The sequence below is a fragment of the Bibersteinia trehalosi genome (assembly GCF_004346205.1).
In the GTDB taxonomy this organism is placed as follows: Bacteria; Pseudomonadota; Gammaproteobacteria; order Enterobacterales; family Pasteurellaceae; genus Bibersteinia; species Bibersteinia trehalosi.
The window spans coordinates 127,768-145,245 of the sequence record NZ_SMAM01000007.1; the positions used below are offsets into that span (position 1 = coordinate 127,768).

At 41.1% G+C, this 17,478-nt stretch carries 9 protein-coding genes; 3 read left to right on the forward strand and 6 right to left on the reverse strand.

Annotation, left to right across the window (positions count from 1 at the left end):
* Positions 1 to 3: 3 nt before the first annotated feature.
* The 5 genes from pgaA to argC all read right to left on the reverse strand — a co-directional run bounded on the left by pgaA (position 4) and on the right by argC (position 7,309).
* Positions 4 to 2,415 carry a poly-beta-1,6 N-acetyl-D-glucosamine export porin PgaA gene (gene pgaA, locus EDC51_RS08590; protein ID WP_131928694.1) on the reverse strand — a complete coding sequence of 804 codons (2,412 nt, stop codon included), beginning with the start codon at positions 2,413 to 2,415 and terminating at the stop codon, positions 4 to 6.
* Between the two features lie 411 nt (positions 2,416 to 2,826).
* A complete protein-coding gene (locus EDC51_RS08595) occupies positions 2,827 to 4,008 on the reverse strand; it encodes an aspartate aminotransferase family protein (protein ID WP_025267221.1) in 1,182 nt (393 codons plus the stop codon).
* Positions 4,001 to 4,873, reverse strand: coding sequence for an acetylglutamate kinase (gene argB, locus EDC51_RS08600; RefSeq protein WP_131928695.1), 873 nt, complete (start codon positions 4,871 to 4,873; stop codon positions 4,001 to 4,003). Before argB ends, EDC51_RS08595 begins: the two co-directional genes overlap by 8 nt.
* A gap of 166 nt (positions 4,874 to 5,039) precedes the next feature.
* Positions 5,040 to 6,260, reverse strand: a complete 1,221-nt coding sequence (gene argJ / locus EDC51_RS08605) for a bifunctional glutamate N-acetyltransferase/amino-acid acetyltransferase ArgJ (RefSeq protein ID WP_025267219.1) — start codon at positions 6,258 to 6,260, stop codon at positions 5,040 to 5,042.
* Positions 6,261 to 6,364: 104 nt separating this feature from the next.
* Complete coding sequence (gene argC, locus EDC51_RS08610; RefSeq protein WP_131928696.1) at positions 6,365 to 7,309, reverse strand: N-acetyl-gamma-glutamyl-phosphate reductase; 945 nt, start codon at positions 7,307 to 7,309, stop codon at positions 6,365 to 6,367.
* 252 nt (positions 7,310 to 7,561) lie between these two features.
* Between argC and rlmKL the strand changes: the two genes are divergently transcribed.
* Complete coding sequence (gene rlmKL, locus EDC51_RS08615) at positions 7,562 to 9,763, forward strand: bifunctional 23S rRNA (guanine(2069)-N(7))-methyltransferase RlmK/23S rRNA (guanine(2445)-N(2))-methyltransferase RlmL (RefSeq protein WP_131928697.1); 2,202 nt, start codon at positions 7,562 to 7,564, stop codon at positions 9,761 to 9,763.
* A gap of 1 nt (position 9,764) precedes the next feature.
* Positions 9,765 to 10,244: a tRNA (uridine(34)/cytosine(34)/5-carboxymethylaminomethyluridine(34)-2'-O)-methyltransferase TrmL gene (gene trmL, locus EDC51_RS08620; RefSeq protein WP_025267216.1), complete on the forward strand. Its 480-nt coding sequence runs from the start codon at positions 9,765 to 9,767 to the stop codon at positions 10,242 to 10,244.
* A 49-nt stretch (positions 10,245 to 10,293) separates the two neighbouring features.
* On the opposite strand, the gene uvrD is transcribed toward trmL, so the two are convergent.
* A complete protein-coding gene (gene uvrD / locus EDC51_RS08625) occupies positions 10,294 to 12,477 on the reverse strand; it encodes a DNA helicase II (RefSeq protein ID WP_131928698.1) in 2,184 nt (727 codons plus the stop codon).
* Positions 12,478 to 13,450: 973 nt separating this feature from the next.
* Here uvrD and EDC51_RS08630 point away from each other — a divergent pair.
* On the forward strand, positions 13,451 to 17,478 hold a 4,028-nt coding region (locus EDC51_RS08630), incomplete at its 3' end, for an ESPR-type extended signal peptide-containing protein (protein WP_282957657.1).

A 17,478-nucleotide genomic window follows, 5' to 3' on the forward strand; every position in this document is an offset into this window, starting at 1 on the left:
ACCTTATTTAAAATAGAATGAAAAATTAACATTGGCGAAATTATTAAATTCTGTGTCGCCGTCATAAATATTTTTCTTACGCCCGATTTCATAGCTAATAGCTAATTTCTTACCCACCCGCCATTGATGTTCATAACTGAGCGACCAAGTTTTTGCATGCGATTCATGTTTTTGTGAATAGCGTCCAATATTCCCTTTTAGATGATGGGTGAGGATTAAGCCGTAATCAAAAGGCTGTAGGTAGGCAATATTTGTACCAAATTCAACACTTTTGCTTTGTTCAGGATTGTAATAAATAGCGTTATTAATTTGCCTATTCTTTTGATAATCGAACCGTAGCGAGTTAGAAAGGGACCAGCGATCTTTTTGTAAAGTGTGGAGATTTGCCCAAACAAAGTAGTTTTGACGTAAATTACTATCATCAAATTTCATCCAATTCGCATTTAAGCCGGCTTGGAATCGATCGCTATAACGGTAAGTTGAGGCAATACCTATATCTTTGCTATAGATATTTTGCTGAATTGCTTTAATTGGGGTTTGGCTGCCATTACGATTAGCTTGCAACGCAAACGACCAGTGTTGGGAATACTGGTAATTTAAATTCAGTGTGAAATAGGCTCTATCATTGAGCTTAATACCTCTACCTGCTTCAAAATTTAAGTCTAACGGATAAAAATTTAAAGCGACACCAGCTCCTGCACGTTGTTGTTTTAAATTTTGTTGCCCATTGGGGGCATTGTTTGCAAGATAATGAACATAAGCTCGATGTCCTTTGAAACTGCGTGGTGAATAAATAAGATATTCTTGTGAAACCTCATTATTTTCACTGTCTTTTGGTGAGGTTTTATGTTGTATACCAAAGTGTGCGATCACCTCTGTTGAACTTAAGCGCTCATAGCGTTCTAACAAACTACGTTCTTGAAATTTTTGTGTATCATCAAATGAACGGATAATTTGAGAAGCTGTTTTCCAATCTTGACGATCTAATGCCACATTAGCGAGTAAACGCTGGCTATTGTGACGTTCATGTGGCGCCAAAAATGGCATCGCGTTATTTGCCCAAGTTTCTGCATCGTCATAATGTTGAAAAGCGCGAGACAATTCACCAATTTCTAGCATTGTCCAAGGATCACCAGGGGTTTTTTGTTGTAAACGCTCTTCAAGTAAACGCATTGCCTTAGCTTTATTCCCTCGCCAGTTGGTTAAACTCACTTGACTAAAGAATTGGCGATCATAATTAGGGTTAATAATCCGCTGAGTATGGGTATAGTCTTGTACAAATGGCGGTTCATCAATGGCATTGGCATATTGTTCAGCCAATTTAAATTGTCCACTATCACTTGCGGCATTGACTAATTTAAAGCGCAATTCGGCAGGAATATTTTCAGACGGCTTTACCAAATTTTGATAAATAGATAATGCTTTTGAAGGAGAGCCTTCAGCTAAGAGGGCATCCGCATAAGATTCTTGCACATAATTAGGAATCGTCTGCACAGATTTTTCTAGTTGGCGATAGTCGGCAAGGGCTGAGCGGTAATTTTTGAGGCGAACAGCCAAGACGATGCGATCTTGTAATGCTTGTCGATAGATAGGTGAATCAACGGTATTTTGTGCTATTAATTGACTTAATTGTTGGAAAGATTGATCAAGTTGCTGGGGCGTGATTGCTTCGCCACGAACATTATTGATTGCCATTGTGTGTGAAAGCCAAGCCGCATCATTTGCACTAAAGAGCTCGGGGTATTGTGATTTAAGCCGTTGTTGTAGCGGAATCAGATTATATTTTGCCGCAAGGCGATAGAGTTCCAAAGCAAGCGCTTGATTTTGAGGATTTTTTTGCAATTCATCTTGTAGGCGCCCAATTCTACCAATTTCTGTTTCAGCATTTTGGCGTAAGTAGCCGAGAGCTTCTTCAACAGCACTGTCTTGCCCAAAACGAGTGATATAACGATTGAGACTATCTTTTGCTTGTTGGTAGCGAGCTAATTCAATAAAAAGTAAACCACTACCAAGCAACCCATTAGGGTTTTGTGGAAATTTTTTTGCCAGTTGCTGATAAAGCGTCAGTGATTTTTGCAACTGTTTCTGATTACGTGCTGCTCGAGCTAAATTTTCCAGTTCACTCTCTGAAAAATCACTTATTTTACATTTTGCGCAAACATTCAACGCTTGTTGATAATTTTCTTGACGAATCAGTAGGGCGATTAAATCATCACGTACCTTTTTGTCACTGGTTTGTTTATAAAGTCTCCTCAACTCCTGAATAGCTTGGGTGAGCGCTGTGTTATTTTCGCGGGAGGCGATCACAATTTGTTCACGCTGTTCATCAATCTTGGAGTAAGCAAGGCTTATTGTGGAGTGCGTTGCTAATAACAAAGATAGAGGTAGGATTGGTGTTTTATATAGTTTTTGCATATTAAAAAAGCCTAAAAATCCAAATATATCGAATATATTAGATTTGTATAATTAAGTTTGCTTAAAATGCAGCGAATTATAAAGCATAAAAAATTAGAGCAATAGCCCTGTTTATGCTTGATTGCTCCAAAAAAAGCATCCTGCTCCAAAAGTAAAATAAAAAGTTATACATCCATATACTAGGCTCAGTTGATAATTAGAATTATCAACTGAGCCTAGGTATAACCAAATTTGGCGGAAGTTTCGACTGCTGCTGTGTGTTTTTAGTTCAAAATTTTTAAAAGAAAAAGATAGGATGTTTAGATATAAGTACCAAAGTCTAATAATGAGTAGGAACAAGCGATACCAAAAATAGCTAAAATTTTCCAAGGAATAAATGAAAAAGGCGCACATAGTTGGCGCCTTAGTGAGTTAATAACTTGCCAGAATATGCTGTAGTACAGCCAAGCCTTCAGTTATCTCTTCATCTGAAATAATCAACGGCGGCAATAAACGTAATTTATGTTTCGCTGTTAAAAACAACACGCCTTGTTCAATTGCTTTTGCCACTACATTACTGGCTTGAATATCTTCTTCAAATTCCACCCCAAGCATTAAACCTAAACCGCTGACGGATTTTACTTTTGGCAATTTTGCTAATTCTGCTTTCAGTTTTTCCCCCTTGCGTGCGACTTCAGCTAAAAAATCGGGCGTTAATTTATCCATCACCGCATTAGCCGCCGCACAGCTCACAGGATTTGCCCCAAAGGTTGAGCCGTGATCGCTTTTACCAAGCGTATATTCACATTTTTCACCAAACAGTACTGCCCCAATTGGCAAGCCACCTCCTAAGCCTTTGGCAAGGGTAACAATATCAGGCGTTAAACCAATATGTTGATAGGCGAACATTTTGCCCGTGCGCCCTATGCCTGTTTGTACTTCGTCAATAATCAACAAAATATCGTTCGCTTGGCAAAGTGCTTGCACGCCTTGTAAATAATCGGGATTCAACGAATTTAAACCGCCTTCTCCTTGCACGATTTCCAGCATTACCGCACAAACATCATTTTGGTTGAGTCGTTGCGTGAGAGCACTAAGATTATTTGCTTCTAAATGTTCAAAACCTTGTGTGAAAGGGAAAAAATGTTGATGAAAGACAGCTTGGCCTGTCGCCGCAAGGGTAGAAATGGTTCGCCCATGAAAAGAATTCACCAGAGAAAGAATCGTTGAGCGGTTTTCACCGTATTTATCAACACTATATTTGCGAGCAGTTTTTATTGCTCCCTCGTTGGCTTCTGCCCCCGAATTGCAAAAAAAGACCCGTTTTAACCCGCTTGCTTTCACTAATTTTTCGGCAAGTTGCGCAGCGGGAGAGGTGTAGAATAAATTAGAGGTATGAGAAAGGGTGCTTGCTTGATGAATGACCGCTTGTAGCCAATTCTCATCAGCCCAGCCCAAACTATTTACCCCAATCCCAGAGGTAAAATCCAAATAGCGTTTGCCCTCAAAATCCCATACTTCACAGCCTTTAGCGTGGCTTAATGCTAAATCAAACCGCCCATAGGTTTGGGCGATATAGGTGTGATCTAATTGCTTGGCTGTCTGACTACTCATGATTTGCCTCCTTTTTATAAAACAACGTCCCATTCCCTTCGGTGCTGAACATTTCTAGCAAAATCGCGTGGGGAATTCGTCCGTCAATAATGGCAGATTCTTTTACGCCAGCTTTCACACAATCCACACAGCAGGCGATTTTAGGGATCATACCGCCACTGATAATGCCTTTATCAATGAGCGTTTGCACTTCGCTAATTTCCACTTCGGGGATTAAGGTACTTTCATCATCTTTATTCATCAATAGCCCTGCAATATCGGTCATACTGACGAGTTTTTCCGCTTGTAATGCTATTGCTATTTCACTAGCGGCGGTGTCGGCATTGATGTTGTAAGCGATACCCTGTTCATCTGCACCAATGGTCGCAATCACAGGGATAAAACTAGAATCAAGAGCGAAGTTGAGCAATGTAGTGTCCACACTTTTGATTTCGCCCACAAAGCCTAAATCGTATTCGGTCTGTAATTTTTCGCACAGCAGCATATTGCCGTCTAAGCCACATAAGCCTATGCCTTTGCCTTTAAGCAAAGCAACGAGGCTTTTATTTACCTTGCCTGCCAGCATTTGTTGCACAACGTCCATCGTTTCTTTATCGGTTACACGCAAACCGTTGATAAATTGGCTTTCCTTGCCAATGAGCTTCAATCCGTGAGAAATTTCAGGGCCACCGCCATGCACTAACACGACTTTTACGCCTATTTGGTTGAGCAATAGTAAGTCTTGCATAACGGCTTGTTTGAGTTCTTCGTTGATCATCGCATTGCCACCGTATTTCACCACGATGGTTTTACCTTGATATTTTTTGATATAGGGCGTTGCTTCGCCCATCACTTTGGTGAGGGCTTCAATTTGGGATTGTTGCATATTGGTTTTCCTGTTTTTTATCATCTTGGGGCTTCGCCCCAATAAAATCTCCCCTAACCCCTCTTTTTCAAAGAGGGGAATTTATTTCGTGGGGAAATCACGCTCAATCTTATTTTACGCTCAAAAAGATCGCCCCCTCTTTGAAAAAGAGGGGGAGGGGGGAGATTTAACTACGATAATCCCCATTGATTCGGACATATTCATAAGTTAAATCACACCCCCACGCTTGGGCGAATGCGGTGCCATCGTGCATATCCACTAAAATTTCAATCTCGTTTTCACTTAAAATTTCAGCGGCTTTTTCTTCGCTAAATGGGTGGTAGGCAGCGTTTTCGCATACTTTGACTTCCCCTTTGGCACTTTTGAGGATCACAGAAACGCCGTCAATGCTGAAATTGCCTTCGGTGTAGCCAATGGCACATAAAGCACGTCCCCAGTTAGCATCTTCGCCAAACATTGCCGATTTAAATAGGTCGCTAGAAATAATACTTTTCGCGATTTTTAGTGCATTTTCTTCTGTATTGGCATGGCTTACGGTGCATTGCAATAATTTCGTTGCACCTTCGCCATCTTTGGCAATTTGACGGCACGCCCAAATACAAACCTGTTTTAATGCCTCACAGAAAAGCACAAAATCCGCATTTTCTTCATCAATTTCAGGGTTGCCTGCTAAGCCATTTGCCATTACCGTTGCCATATCATTGGTGGAGGTATCGCCGTCCACATTGATTTGGTTGAGCGTGGTTTTAACCGTCGCTTTCAACGCTTTATCTAACATTGCAGGCGTGATAGCCACATCGGTTGTAATGAAAGTGAGCATTGTCGCCATATTTGGATTGATCATTCCACTGCCTTTGGTCATCGCCCCGATATGGCAAGCTTTACCGCCCAATTCAAATTGAATTGCGTAGGATTTTTTGACAGTATCGGTGGTCATAATCGCTTCGGCAGCTTGCTCTCCCCCTTCATAGCTTAATTCCTCAAAGGCTTTGGGAATACCATATTCAAAAGGCTCAATCATTAGTGGTTGCCCGATAACGCCTGTGGAGGCAATCACAAAATCCGTTGGTTTTAATCCAAGCGTTTCCGCTGCCAGTTGGCAACATTGCTCGGCAATTTCCACGCCATTGGGATTACAAGTATTGGCATTACCACTATTGCATAACATGGCTTGTGCATAGCCGTCCGCAATGTTTTTTTGCGTTACAAAAATCGGTGCGCCTTTCACTTTATTTTGCGTATAAACAGAGGCAGTAGCACAAGGCACATCGCTCACGAGCAAGGCTAAATCCAATTTGCCACGATTACGGCGAATGCCACAATGCACGCCACTTGCCTTAAATCCTTTTGGTGCGGTAACCCCGCCGTTGATTGTTGTGAATGTCATATTTTATTCCTTAAATTTAAAATTTTTATGTAGGGGCGGACCGATGTGTCCGCCCATTAATTTCGTGGGATATTCGGGCGGACACATCGGTCCGCCCCTACAAATTAAATATCTAAACCTGCTGTTTCATCTCGTCCCAACATCAAATTCAAACACTGCACTGCAGCACCGCTTGCGCCTTTGCCGAGATTATCAAAACGTGCCGCAAGCAGAATTTGAGAGTCGTTGGCATAGACAAAAATTTGCATACTGTCTTTGCCTGCGTATTCATTGGCATTAAGCATATTATCATCAGGCATTACACCAAATGGTTGGACTTGAATCAGCGAGCTATCGTGGTAGTAATCTGACAATAGCTGATGCACGGCAACGCCTTCTTGATAACCTTGATTAAACTGAGCCGTAAATAACGGCACGGTAACGAGCATTCCACTGTAAAAATCCGCAACGACAGGAGTGAATAATGGTGCATTATTTAACCCTGTTAGCGTTTGCATTTCAGGTAAATGTTTGTGTTTAAGTGGCAAGCCGTATAAACGAGGAGCCGTGTATTTTTCCGCCCGATCTTGGGCTTGATATTCGCCAATCATCGCTTTACCACCGCCTGAATAGCCCGTTAAAGAGTGGCAAGAAAGTAAGCTGTCTTTGGGTAAGGCGTTCTTTTCAATCAATGGGCGAACTAACGCAATAAAACCGCTAGCGTGGCAACCCGGTACAGCAACTCGGGTTGCATGTTGGATTCTTGTTTTTTGCCCTGTAAGTTCAGCGAATCCATAAACCCAGTCGGAATGAGTACGAAAAGCGGTAGAGGTATCGCAAATTTTTGCTGATTTTGGGGCGCTTGCAATGATTTCTTTGGAAGCCTCATCAGGCAAACAAAGCACAGTAATATCCGCCTCTGCGATTTTCGCCAGACGAGCATTGCGATCTTTTCGCTCATTTTCAGCTAGGCTTAATAATTCAATATCTGTTGCTTGCCCTAAACGTTCATAAATCCGCAATCCCGTTGTGCCTGCCGCACCGTCAATAAACACTTTGTATTTTGCCATTTGATTTCTCCCAAAGTATAAAGAATGAACGAGAGTGTAGAGTGCTTTTGCTTCAAAAACAAGTTAAATTTGCATATTTATGCAATAAAAGTGATTTTTTATTTTGAAATTTGCTTAAAAGAGTGGTTTTTAACCGAAATTTGGAGTGAGTGAAGTTTCTTTACGTGATTTTGCAAAATTTTTGCGGATTTTGACCGCTTATTTCGCTATTTCCGCTATAATTTGTCAATTTTGTTGAAGATAAAAGAAAGTATGATCAATCAAACCTATTTCGCCACTTGCGCTCGTGGCTTTGAAGAAATGCTAAAAAGCGAGCTGCAACAAATTAACCATGCTGAATGCAAAATTGCCCAAGGCGGCGTGCATTTCACCACTTCCCTTGAAGGGGCATATAAAGCGTTATTACACAGCCGTTTAGCCTCACGCATTTTATTGCCGTTAATTACCACTAAAATTTTTAGCGATAGCGATCTTTATGCCTCAGTAGTTGCCTTTAATTGGGCAGAATTATTTGACCCACGTGATACCTTTTTTGTGGATTTCAACGGCACAAACCGAGAAATTCGTCATACCCAATTTGGTGCAATGCGTGTCAAAGACGGTATTGTGGATTATTTTGAGCGTAAAGGTTTTGCTCGCCCAACTGTTGATAAAATCCGCCCTGATGTGCGTTTACACGCTTATCTGAACCGTGAAGAGCTCGTGATTTCGCTCGATTTAAGTGGTGAGGCGTTGCATATGCGTGGTTATCGTGAAGATACAGGCGCTGCCCCGTTGCGTGAAACCCTTGCAGCAGCAATTATCCTGCGTTCTGGCTGGAAAATAGGCACACCGTTAGTAGATCCAATGTGCGGCTCTGGCACACTGTTAATTGAAGCAGCACAAATGGCAGCCAATATCGCCCCACAAATCAGTCGCAAAAAATGGGGCTTTGATTGCTGGAAAGGGCATCAGCCTGCTGTGTGGGAAACGGTCAAGAATGAAGCGGTAAAGAAGCAAATGGTAGGGGCGGACCGATGTGTCCGCCCTGAAACAGGCGAAAATGGGCGGACACATCGGTCCGCCCCTACAATGTTTTTTGGTTTCGATCTCGATCATCGTGTTCTCGCTAAGGCAAAACAGAATGCCGAGAATGCAGGAGTAGCGCATTTAATCCAATTTCAGCAAGGCGATGTAGCCGCACTTAAAAATCCGTGTGCGGAGCACATCGGCACGGTAATTTGTAATCCTCCCTATGGTGAACGACTTGGCACAACGCCTGCGTTGATTGCGCTCTATTCTGTCTTTGGGCAACGTTTAAAACAGCAGTTTGCTGGGTGGAATGCGTCTATTTTTAGTGGCGAGCCAGAACTGCTTAACTGCTTGCGTTTACGTTCTGCTCGTCAATTTAAAGCAAAAAATGGGCCGTTAGATTGTGTGCAGAAAAATTATCTGATCAGTGAAAATGCTAACAAGCGGTCAGATTTAGGCGAAAATTTACAATTTGAACAAAATCGTGAAGTGGCAAAAGATTTTGCCAATCGCCTTGCGAAAAATATCAAAAAAATTGAGAAATGGGCGAAACAACAAGACTTAGAAGCCTATCGCTTATATGATGCGGATTTACCAGAATATAATTTAGCGGTGGACAGATACAAAGATCACATTGTGGTACAAGAGTATCAAGCGCCGAAAAACATTGATGAAAATAAAACACGCCAACGCTTGCTTGATGCCGTTTCGGCAACGCTGGCGGTTACAGGCATTGAAACAAATAAATTAGTGCTGAAAGTACGCCAAAAACAAAAAGGTACCAATCAGTATGAAAAATTGGCAAACAAAGGCGATTATTTCTTTGTAGAAGAGTATGGGGCGAAGTTGTGGGTCAATCTCACTGATTATTTGGATACAGGCTTATTCTTGGATCATCGCCTTACTCGTAAAATGGTAGGCGAAATGGCGAAAGGTAAAACATTCTTAAACCTATTTGCCTATACGGGGTCAGCGACGATTCACGCTGCACTGCATGGCGCAAAATCTACCACCACAGTGGATATGTCTAACACTTATCTTAACTGGGCTGAGCAAAATTTAGCGCTGAATGATTTAACAGGGCGAAATCATCGCAATCACCGCTTAATTCAAGCCGATTGTTTGCAATGGCTTGCCGAATGTCGTGAACGCTTTGAATTGATTTTTGTGGATCCGCCAACATTCTCTAACTCTAAACGTATGGAAAATAGCTGGGACGTACAGCGTGATCACATTAAGCTATTTGAAAATCTCAAACGCATTTTAACCCATGATGGCACTATCGTTTTCTCAAACAATAAACGAGGCTTTAAAATGGATTTTGACGGTTTAGCCGAATTGGGTTTAACCGCAGAGAATATCTCGGCGAAAACCTTACCACTGGATTTTGAGCGTAATCCGCAGATTCATAATTGTTGGATAGTGAAGCATAAGGAGGGATAGAATGTTAGATATTGTACTTTATGAACCTGAAATTCCACAAAATAGTGGCAACATTATCCGTTTATGTGCCAATTGTGGTTTTAGACTGCATATGATTGAACCACTGGGTTTTGCGTGGGACGATAAAAAACTGCGTCGCTCAGGGTTGGATTATCACGAGTTTGTCGATATTCAAAAATACAAAAATTTTGACGATTTTTTAGCTCGTGCCAAGCCGAAACGTCTGTTTGCCCTGACGACTAAAGGCGAGCCAAATCATAGCGATGTGCAGTATGAATTAGGCGATTTCTTGATGTTCGGGCCAGAAAGCCGCGGCATTCCTATGGCAATTTTAGATACACTGCCGATGTCGCAAAAAATCCGCATTCCAATGTGCAAAGATAGCCGCAGTATGAATTTATCCAATTCGGTGGCGGTGGTGGTTTATGAAGCATGGCGGCAGTTTGGCTACCAAAATGCCGTGCCACGTCAGCCAATTTAGCTCTGCTTTACCATGTAAAATTCACTGGCGCAAACCTTGTGTCTGCGCCCTAATTTCTTTCCAATTTTGCCATTTTCGCAATTAGCCATTTGATGCCATTGGCGACAAAGGCTATTTGTAAGCGGGTTTGTTCGCCGCTGCCTTCCACATTAATAACCGTACCTTGCCCAAATTTTTCGTGAAACACTTTTTGCCCCATTTTCCATTCATTCGTATTATCAATACAAGCGGTTGATTTTGCTTTGGAATTTACAAAGGCTGCAGGGCGGTTGATATTTCCACGTAGCCGTACTTCGCGAATATGTTCTTCAGGCAGTTCAGCAATAAAGCGAGAGGGTAAATGGCGCTCTTCTTTGCCGTATAAACGGCGCAGTTCGGCATAGCTAATCGTGAGTTTTTTCTTCGCTCGAGTAATCCCCACATAAGCAAGGCGGCGCTCTTCTTGCAATCTGCCTTCATCAAAACTCATTCCACTTGGGAATAAGCCTTCTTCCACCCCTACGATAAATACACGAGGAAATTCCAATCCTTTTGCCGAGTGCAACGTCATTAATTCGACATATTCCTGATGTGGTGATGCCTGTGTTTCACCAGCTTCAAGGGAAGCATGGGTTAAAAATGCGCTAAGATCGCTCATTTCATCGGCTTCATCGGGTTTGATAAAATCACGGGTTGCACTGACTAACTCTTCTAAGTTTTCAATGCGTACTTCACCTTTTTCACCTTTTTCCTGCTTATACATCTCATACAAGCCGGAATTTTTAATCACAAAATCGGTTTGCTCGAATAGGGGCATCTGCTCAGTTTCGTTATCAAGCGCATTGATTAAATCGACAAAACGAAGCAACGCATTGGTGGCACGCCCTGATAACATTTCTTCTTTAACGGCAACTTGGATTGCTTGCCAAAGGGTAATTTGACGGCTACGGGTTAATTGACGCAGCACATCAAGGGTACGGTCTCCAATACTGCGTGGTGGCGTATTGACCACACGCTCAAATGCAGCATCATCTTGGCGATTGGCAATTAAGCGTAAATAGGCAAGGGCATCTTTAATTTCTTGGCGTTCAAAGAATCGCATACCGCCATAAATACGGTAAGGAATGTTGGCTTGAATAAGCGCTTCTTCAATCACACGAGATTGGCTATTACTCCGATACAGCACGGCACATTCGTTTAAATCGCCATGGTCTTCTTTCCACTGTTTAATTTGTGAGGCAACAAAACGAGCTTCATCTAATTCATTAAACGCACAATAAATATCCACAGGGTCGCCATCACCACTATCTGTCCAAAGGTTTTTACCTAAACGGTTATCGTTGTTGGCAATGAGAGCATTTGCCGAATTAAGAATATGCCCTGTAGAACGATAGTTTTGCTCAAGGCGGATAGTTTGGGCATTTTGATAATCATTCAAAAAGCGTTGGATATTTTCCACTTGTGCCCCACGCCAGCCGTAGATAGATTGGTCGTCATCGCCCACAATCATCACATGACTACTATTTCCTGCCAGTAATCGGATTAAATCGTATTGAATGTTGTTAGTATCTTGGAATTCATCGATCAAAATTTGCTGAAAGCGTTGTTGATAACGTTGCAAAATCGGTGGTTTATTTTTGAATAGCTCATAGGCTCGAATTAATAACTCGGCAAAATCAAGCAAGCCAGCACGGTCGCAGGCATCTTGATAAATTTGATACAGTTTCACCAATTCTCGCCCATTATGGTCGCCTTGTTCCAGCACAATATCTTTGGCACGCAAACCTTTATCTTTTTGGGCATTAATAAACCACGCCACCTGTTTAGGTGGAAAATGTTTTTCATCAATGTTATGCAGTTTCATCAAGCGTTTGAGCAAACGAAGCTGATCTTCCGTATCCATAATTTGGAAATCTTGTGGAAGCTCGGCATCGAGATAGTGAGAACGTAATAAGCGATTGGCAATGCTATGGAAGGTGCCTACCCACATACCAAATAGGCGATGATTACCTGCTTGCATAAGGGTACTTTCAATACGCTGACGCATTTCTGCTGCGGCTTTGTTAGTAAAGGTGACGGCAAGGATATTGCTTTCAGGCACATTCTCCACCCCGATAAGCCACGCAATACGATGAGTAAGTACGCGGGTTTTGCCGCTACCCGCCCCAGCCAGTACCAAATAATTACCGAGCGGAGCAGCTACGGCTTCGCGCTGTTTATCGTTTAAGCCATCAAGTAATAGAGAGAAATCCACAGTTGCCTCTTTATGTGATTTTATCCAGTAAATTATGCATTATAGCCGACAAGCGGTCTATTTTGGAAAATTTTTTGCAAATTTTACCAAGCTTTAGTGTGGAGGGTTCTCTTATAGTGAAAACAGACTGCTTACTTAAATGGCTGATGCTTATTAGAGATGCCATTAGCAATAGGCAAAAAATGAGACAAAATAAACCGCTTGTTCAAGCTGCTAAATTGTTTTTTTGATGGAGTGATAAATGAAGTGATTATATAAATAATGATCATTTTTGGCGTGTTATTTATGCATTTTTCCTTTTTGTGTTTTTGAATATATTTTTTCATATTGCTTGCAGTATAACTGCTTGATATTTAAGTAAATTTACATAACTTTTATGATGAATGTAGATATTAAAGGCGTTGAGACGAGAAATGTAAACGATATTTACAAATGATGTTTTTTGATTATTTTTGTGATTATTATGATGTTATAAATTCGTATATAAATTACGTTATTTTTTTATGATGCAATCGTTTTCTTTAGGCTAAATTGGTTTAGCAATATGTTTAATTGATTATTTTTGAACTGAGAGGATTAAATTAATCAAAATAGTGAATGTATATATTGTAAAAGTGTGCAAATTTGATTTCTTAAAAATTTCTTTGGAGTAAACTCCGCTCCGAGCGTTATAGTTGTATCAATATTGTTGATATCGTTAAAAAATGACACACACTGTTAAGCAAGCAAGCAAGCAAGCAAGCAAGCAAGCAAGCAAGCAAGCAAGCAAGCAAGCAAGCAAGCAAGCAAGCAAGCAAGCAAGCAAGCAAGCAAGTCCAGAATTTATTTTTGAACCGCAGTTTTTGTGCGGTTTTAGTACGTTGGGGCTAACCCAACTAGGCGGGCAAATATAGAAAATAAATCTCTATTGATAATAGCGATCATTTTTCTGTATTTGCCTTTTTTATTATAAAAACAAAATAGGATTATTCTTATGAATAAGATCTTTAAAGTTATTTGGAGCCATGCAACACGAACATTTGTGGTCGCATCGGAACTTGCCAAAAATAATGGTAAAGTTGCGTCAAGTGCAAATCAGGGAGCTGACGTATCCAATAACTATGCAAAAACATTCTCATTAAGTTTACTCTCTGCTTCGGTTATGCTAGGGATGGCTCCAAATGCAGACGCTGCAATCGCAATTAGTAGTACAACTGCAAGTGGTGGAGTAGTTGTAAATACTAGTCAGTCAGATATTTCAGGGGGAACTGGGAGTGGTGTTTCTGCCCAAAATACTCGCCCTTATAACTACTATAACCCAGGTAGTAAATCTTATGCGAATGCCTCTACGAATAACACAGATGTTTCTTTGTATAATTCGAATAATTCTACGGGTATCGCTTTAGGTTTAAATGCTGATGCAAAAGGGCAACGTAATGGTTTCTCAAATGGTATTGCGATCGGGGATTATTCAAATGCATCTGGTGGCTTAGCTGTTTCTATTGGTGCTTATTCGCAAGCATTAGATATCGGTTCTGTAGCTCTTGGTACTTCATCAAGAGCAGCAGGCTTTAACTCATTTGCGGCAATGCGTCAATCAGCAGCCATTGGTGATTATTCTGTTGCAATTGGTTCTACTGCTTGGGCAGATAGCCGCTCTAGCTTAGCGATTGGTTCATCTGCGACAGCTAAAGGGACACAATCTTTTGCGATTGGTAGTGCAGATCATGTAACGTTAGATGGCACTAGTGATGGTGAAGCAAGAAGAACTAAGTATGATGGGATGAATAATACCCAAACAAATGGTAATCGTTCTTTTGCTATTGGTACTTCTGCAAAAACAAATGGTGATGACTCTTTTGCGTTTGGTTCTGATGCAAATGCAGGATCGTTTAATATTACTTATGATAGTTATTTAGAAGCTAATATTGCATCAGCTAATGCTAGTGCGGCAGCACAAAGAGCTTTTGCTTTAGGGACAAAATCTCGTGCATTAAAGGATGACTCTTTTGCCTTAGGTACTAATGCAAATTCTTCTGGTAATAGTTCGTTTTCATTAGGCACTAATGCCACCGCAACAGATAAAAATGCCTTTGCATTAGGCACCGCTTCTAATGCAACCAGTGAAAATTCTGTTGCATTTGGTGTGCAATCAAATGCAACAAATAAATCAGCAATTGCATTTGGTGTGCAATCAAATGCATCGGCAGAAAAGGCGATTGCGTTTGGTACAGAAGCATTTTCTAACGGCAGCGCTGCGGTAGCGGTGGGAAGCTCTTCTAAAGCAAGCGGTGAGCGCTCTATTGCTATTGGTGCCGATGCAAATGTAACGCAGAAATCGGGCGGTAGTATTGCAATTGGTGAAAATGCGACAGTAGATGCTAAAGAATCTACCGCAGTGGGTATGAAATCAAAAGCATTGAGCAATTTCTCTACCAGTATTGGTGCGAGTAGCCAAGTTGCTGCAAATGCTGAAAGTGGTATGGCGATTGGCCACTCTGCAAATGTCACTGCGGCAAATGCTACTGCAATCGGTACCAATGCAACAGCAAGCCATACCAACGCGGTTGCACTTGGCTCAGCTTCTACTACTCGTGGAGCAACTGAAGAAAGAACGGCAACAGTAAATGGCATTACTTATACTGGCTTTGCCGGTAATAACACGAGTAGTGTGGTTTCTGTGGGATCAAAAGGTGCTGAACGCCAAATTGTGAATGTGGCGGCGGGTAATGTTTCTGCAAATTCTACGGATGCAATCAATGGTTCACAACTTTATTTAGTAGCAGTAGAGGCGGCTAAGAAGAGTATTGTAAAAGCAGGAACAAATACGAATGTTTCTAGCACAGCTCATACAAATGGCTCTATTACTTATACTGTTGATACATTGAAAACCATTGCTGAAAAAGGTTCTGATTATGTTACAGTCACTGAATCTAGTGAAGCTAACAATGTATTCAAATATACGATCGATCTTAACCAAACAACAAAAGATGCGATCAATCAAGTTTCTAATAATACCCAAAATATTACCAACTTAAATAATACGATTAAACAAGGTTGGAATATCACAACAACTGCTTCTGCTGGCGGTAAGGTAGATGGTAATTCAACGGCTAATGTTCAGTTAGGCGATTTAGTGACTATCGATGCAGGGCAGAATATCAATATTACGCAGTCTGATCGTAAGATTAGTATTGCAACCTCTATGGATCCTGCCTTTAACAGCGTAACCACGAATAATTTCACCGTGAATGCAAGTGGTGTGGTGAATATGGGCGGTAATACCGTGCAAAATGTGGCAAATGGCACAAACGCAACAGATGCGGTGAATTTGCAACAATTAAATGCCAGCAAATCGGTGGTTAAAGCAGGGAATTACACCAATGTTACCAGCAGCTCTGATGCAAATGGCACGGTTTATACGGTAAATGCTGATAAATCAGTGGTAAAAGCGGGTAATAATGTTAATGTCACTACAGAGACAGACGGTAAAGGTTTAACGAATTACACGGTTAATGTAGAGGGTGATTTAACTAACATTACCAGCATTACAAATAATGTGGGCAATAAGCTAACCATCGGTAATGGCACAACAACCGTTGAAGGTGGCAAAGCAAAAGTTAGCAACAATTCGAATAAAACGGATATTGCGACTGTTGGCGATATTGTGAATACCATCAACAATGTAAGTTGGGCTGTAGCAGGCAATGGCGCTGTTCAAGAAAATATTACCGCAGGCGAAGTGGTGAACTTTGCTAATGGTAATAATAGTGTTGCTGTTGTTACTGCAAACAAAACAACCGGCGGGGTTGATGTTAAGTTTAATGTTGAGGGTGATTTAAAGAACATTTCTTCTTTAACCAATAACGGCACAACGATCACTATTGGCGATACCAACAATAATAAAGTGGTAAATGTTAATGGTGCAAATATCACCAATGTTGCAAATGGTACAAACGCCACAGATGCGGTTAATCTGCAACAATTAAATGCTAGCAAATCAGTAGTTAAAGCAGGCAACTATACCAATGTTACCAGTACATCAGATGCCAATGGCACGGTTTATACAGTGAATGCTGAAAAATCGGTCGTGACTGAAGGTACGAATGTCAAAGTTAATGTAACGACTAGCGGTGATGGTTTAACTACTTACAATGTAAGCGTAGCTGGTGATTTAACTAACATTACCAGCATTACAAATAATGTAGGTAATAAACTCACTATTGGTAACGGTACAACAACCGTTGAAGGTGGTAAGGCGAAGGTTAGCGATAATTCGAATGCAACAGATATTGCGACCGTTGGCGATATTGTGAAGACCATCAACAATGTAAGTTGGACAGTCTCTGGCAATGGTGAGGTAAAAGAAAATATTACCGCAGGCGAAGTGGTGAATTTTGTTAATGGTAATAATAGTGTTGCGGTTGTTACTGCAAACAACACAACCGGCGGGGTTGATGTTAAGTTTAATGTTGAAGGTGCATTAAGCAACATTACTTCTTTAACCAATAACGGCACAACGATCACTATTGGTGATACCAACAACAATAATGTAGTAAATGTTAATGGTGCAAATATCACCAATGTTGCAAATGGTACAAACGCCACGGATGCAGTGAATCTGCAACAATTAAATGCCAGCAAATCAGTAGTTAAAGCAGGCAATTACACCACAGTTACCAGCACCTCAGATGCCAATGGCACGGTTTATACGGTAAATGCTGAAAAATCTGTAGTAAAAGCGGGTAACAATGTCAATGTGACCACTGAAACTGATGGTAAAGGTTTAACCAACTATACGGTTAAAGTAGAAGGTGATCTTACCAATATCAGCAGTATCACCAACAACGGCACAACGATTAAATTAGATAATCAAAATGGGAATAAAACCGTTGATGTTGGCGGTGCAACCATTACTAATGTCGCAGCGGGTGTAAATTTAACGGATGCGGTGAATGTTGGTCAGTTGGAAAAAGTGAATGCAACGGCCAATGCGGGTTGGAATGTCACGACGAATAATGG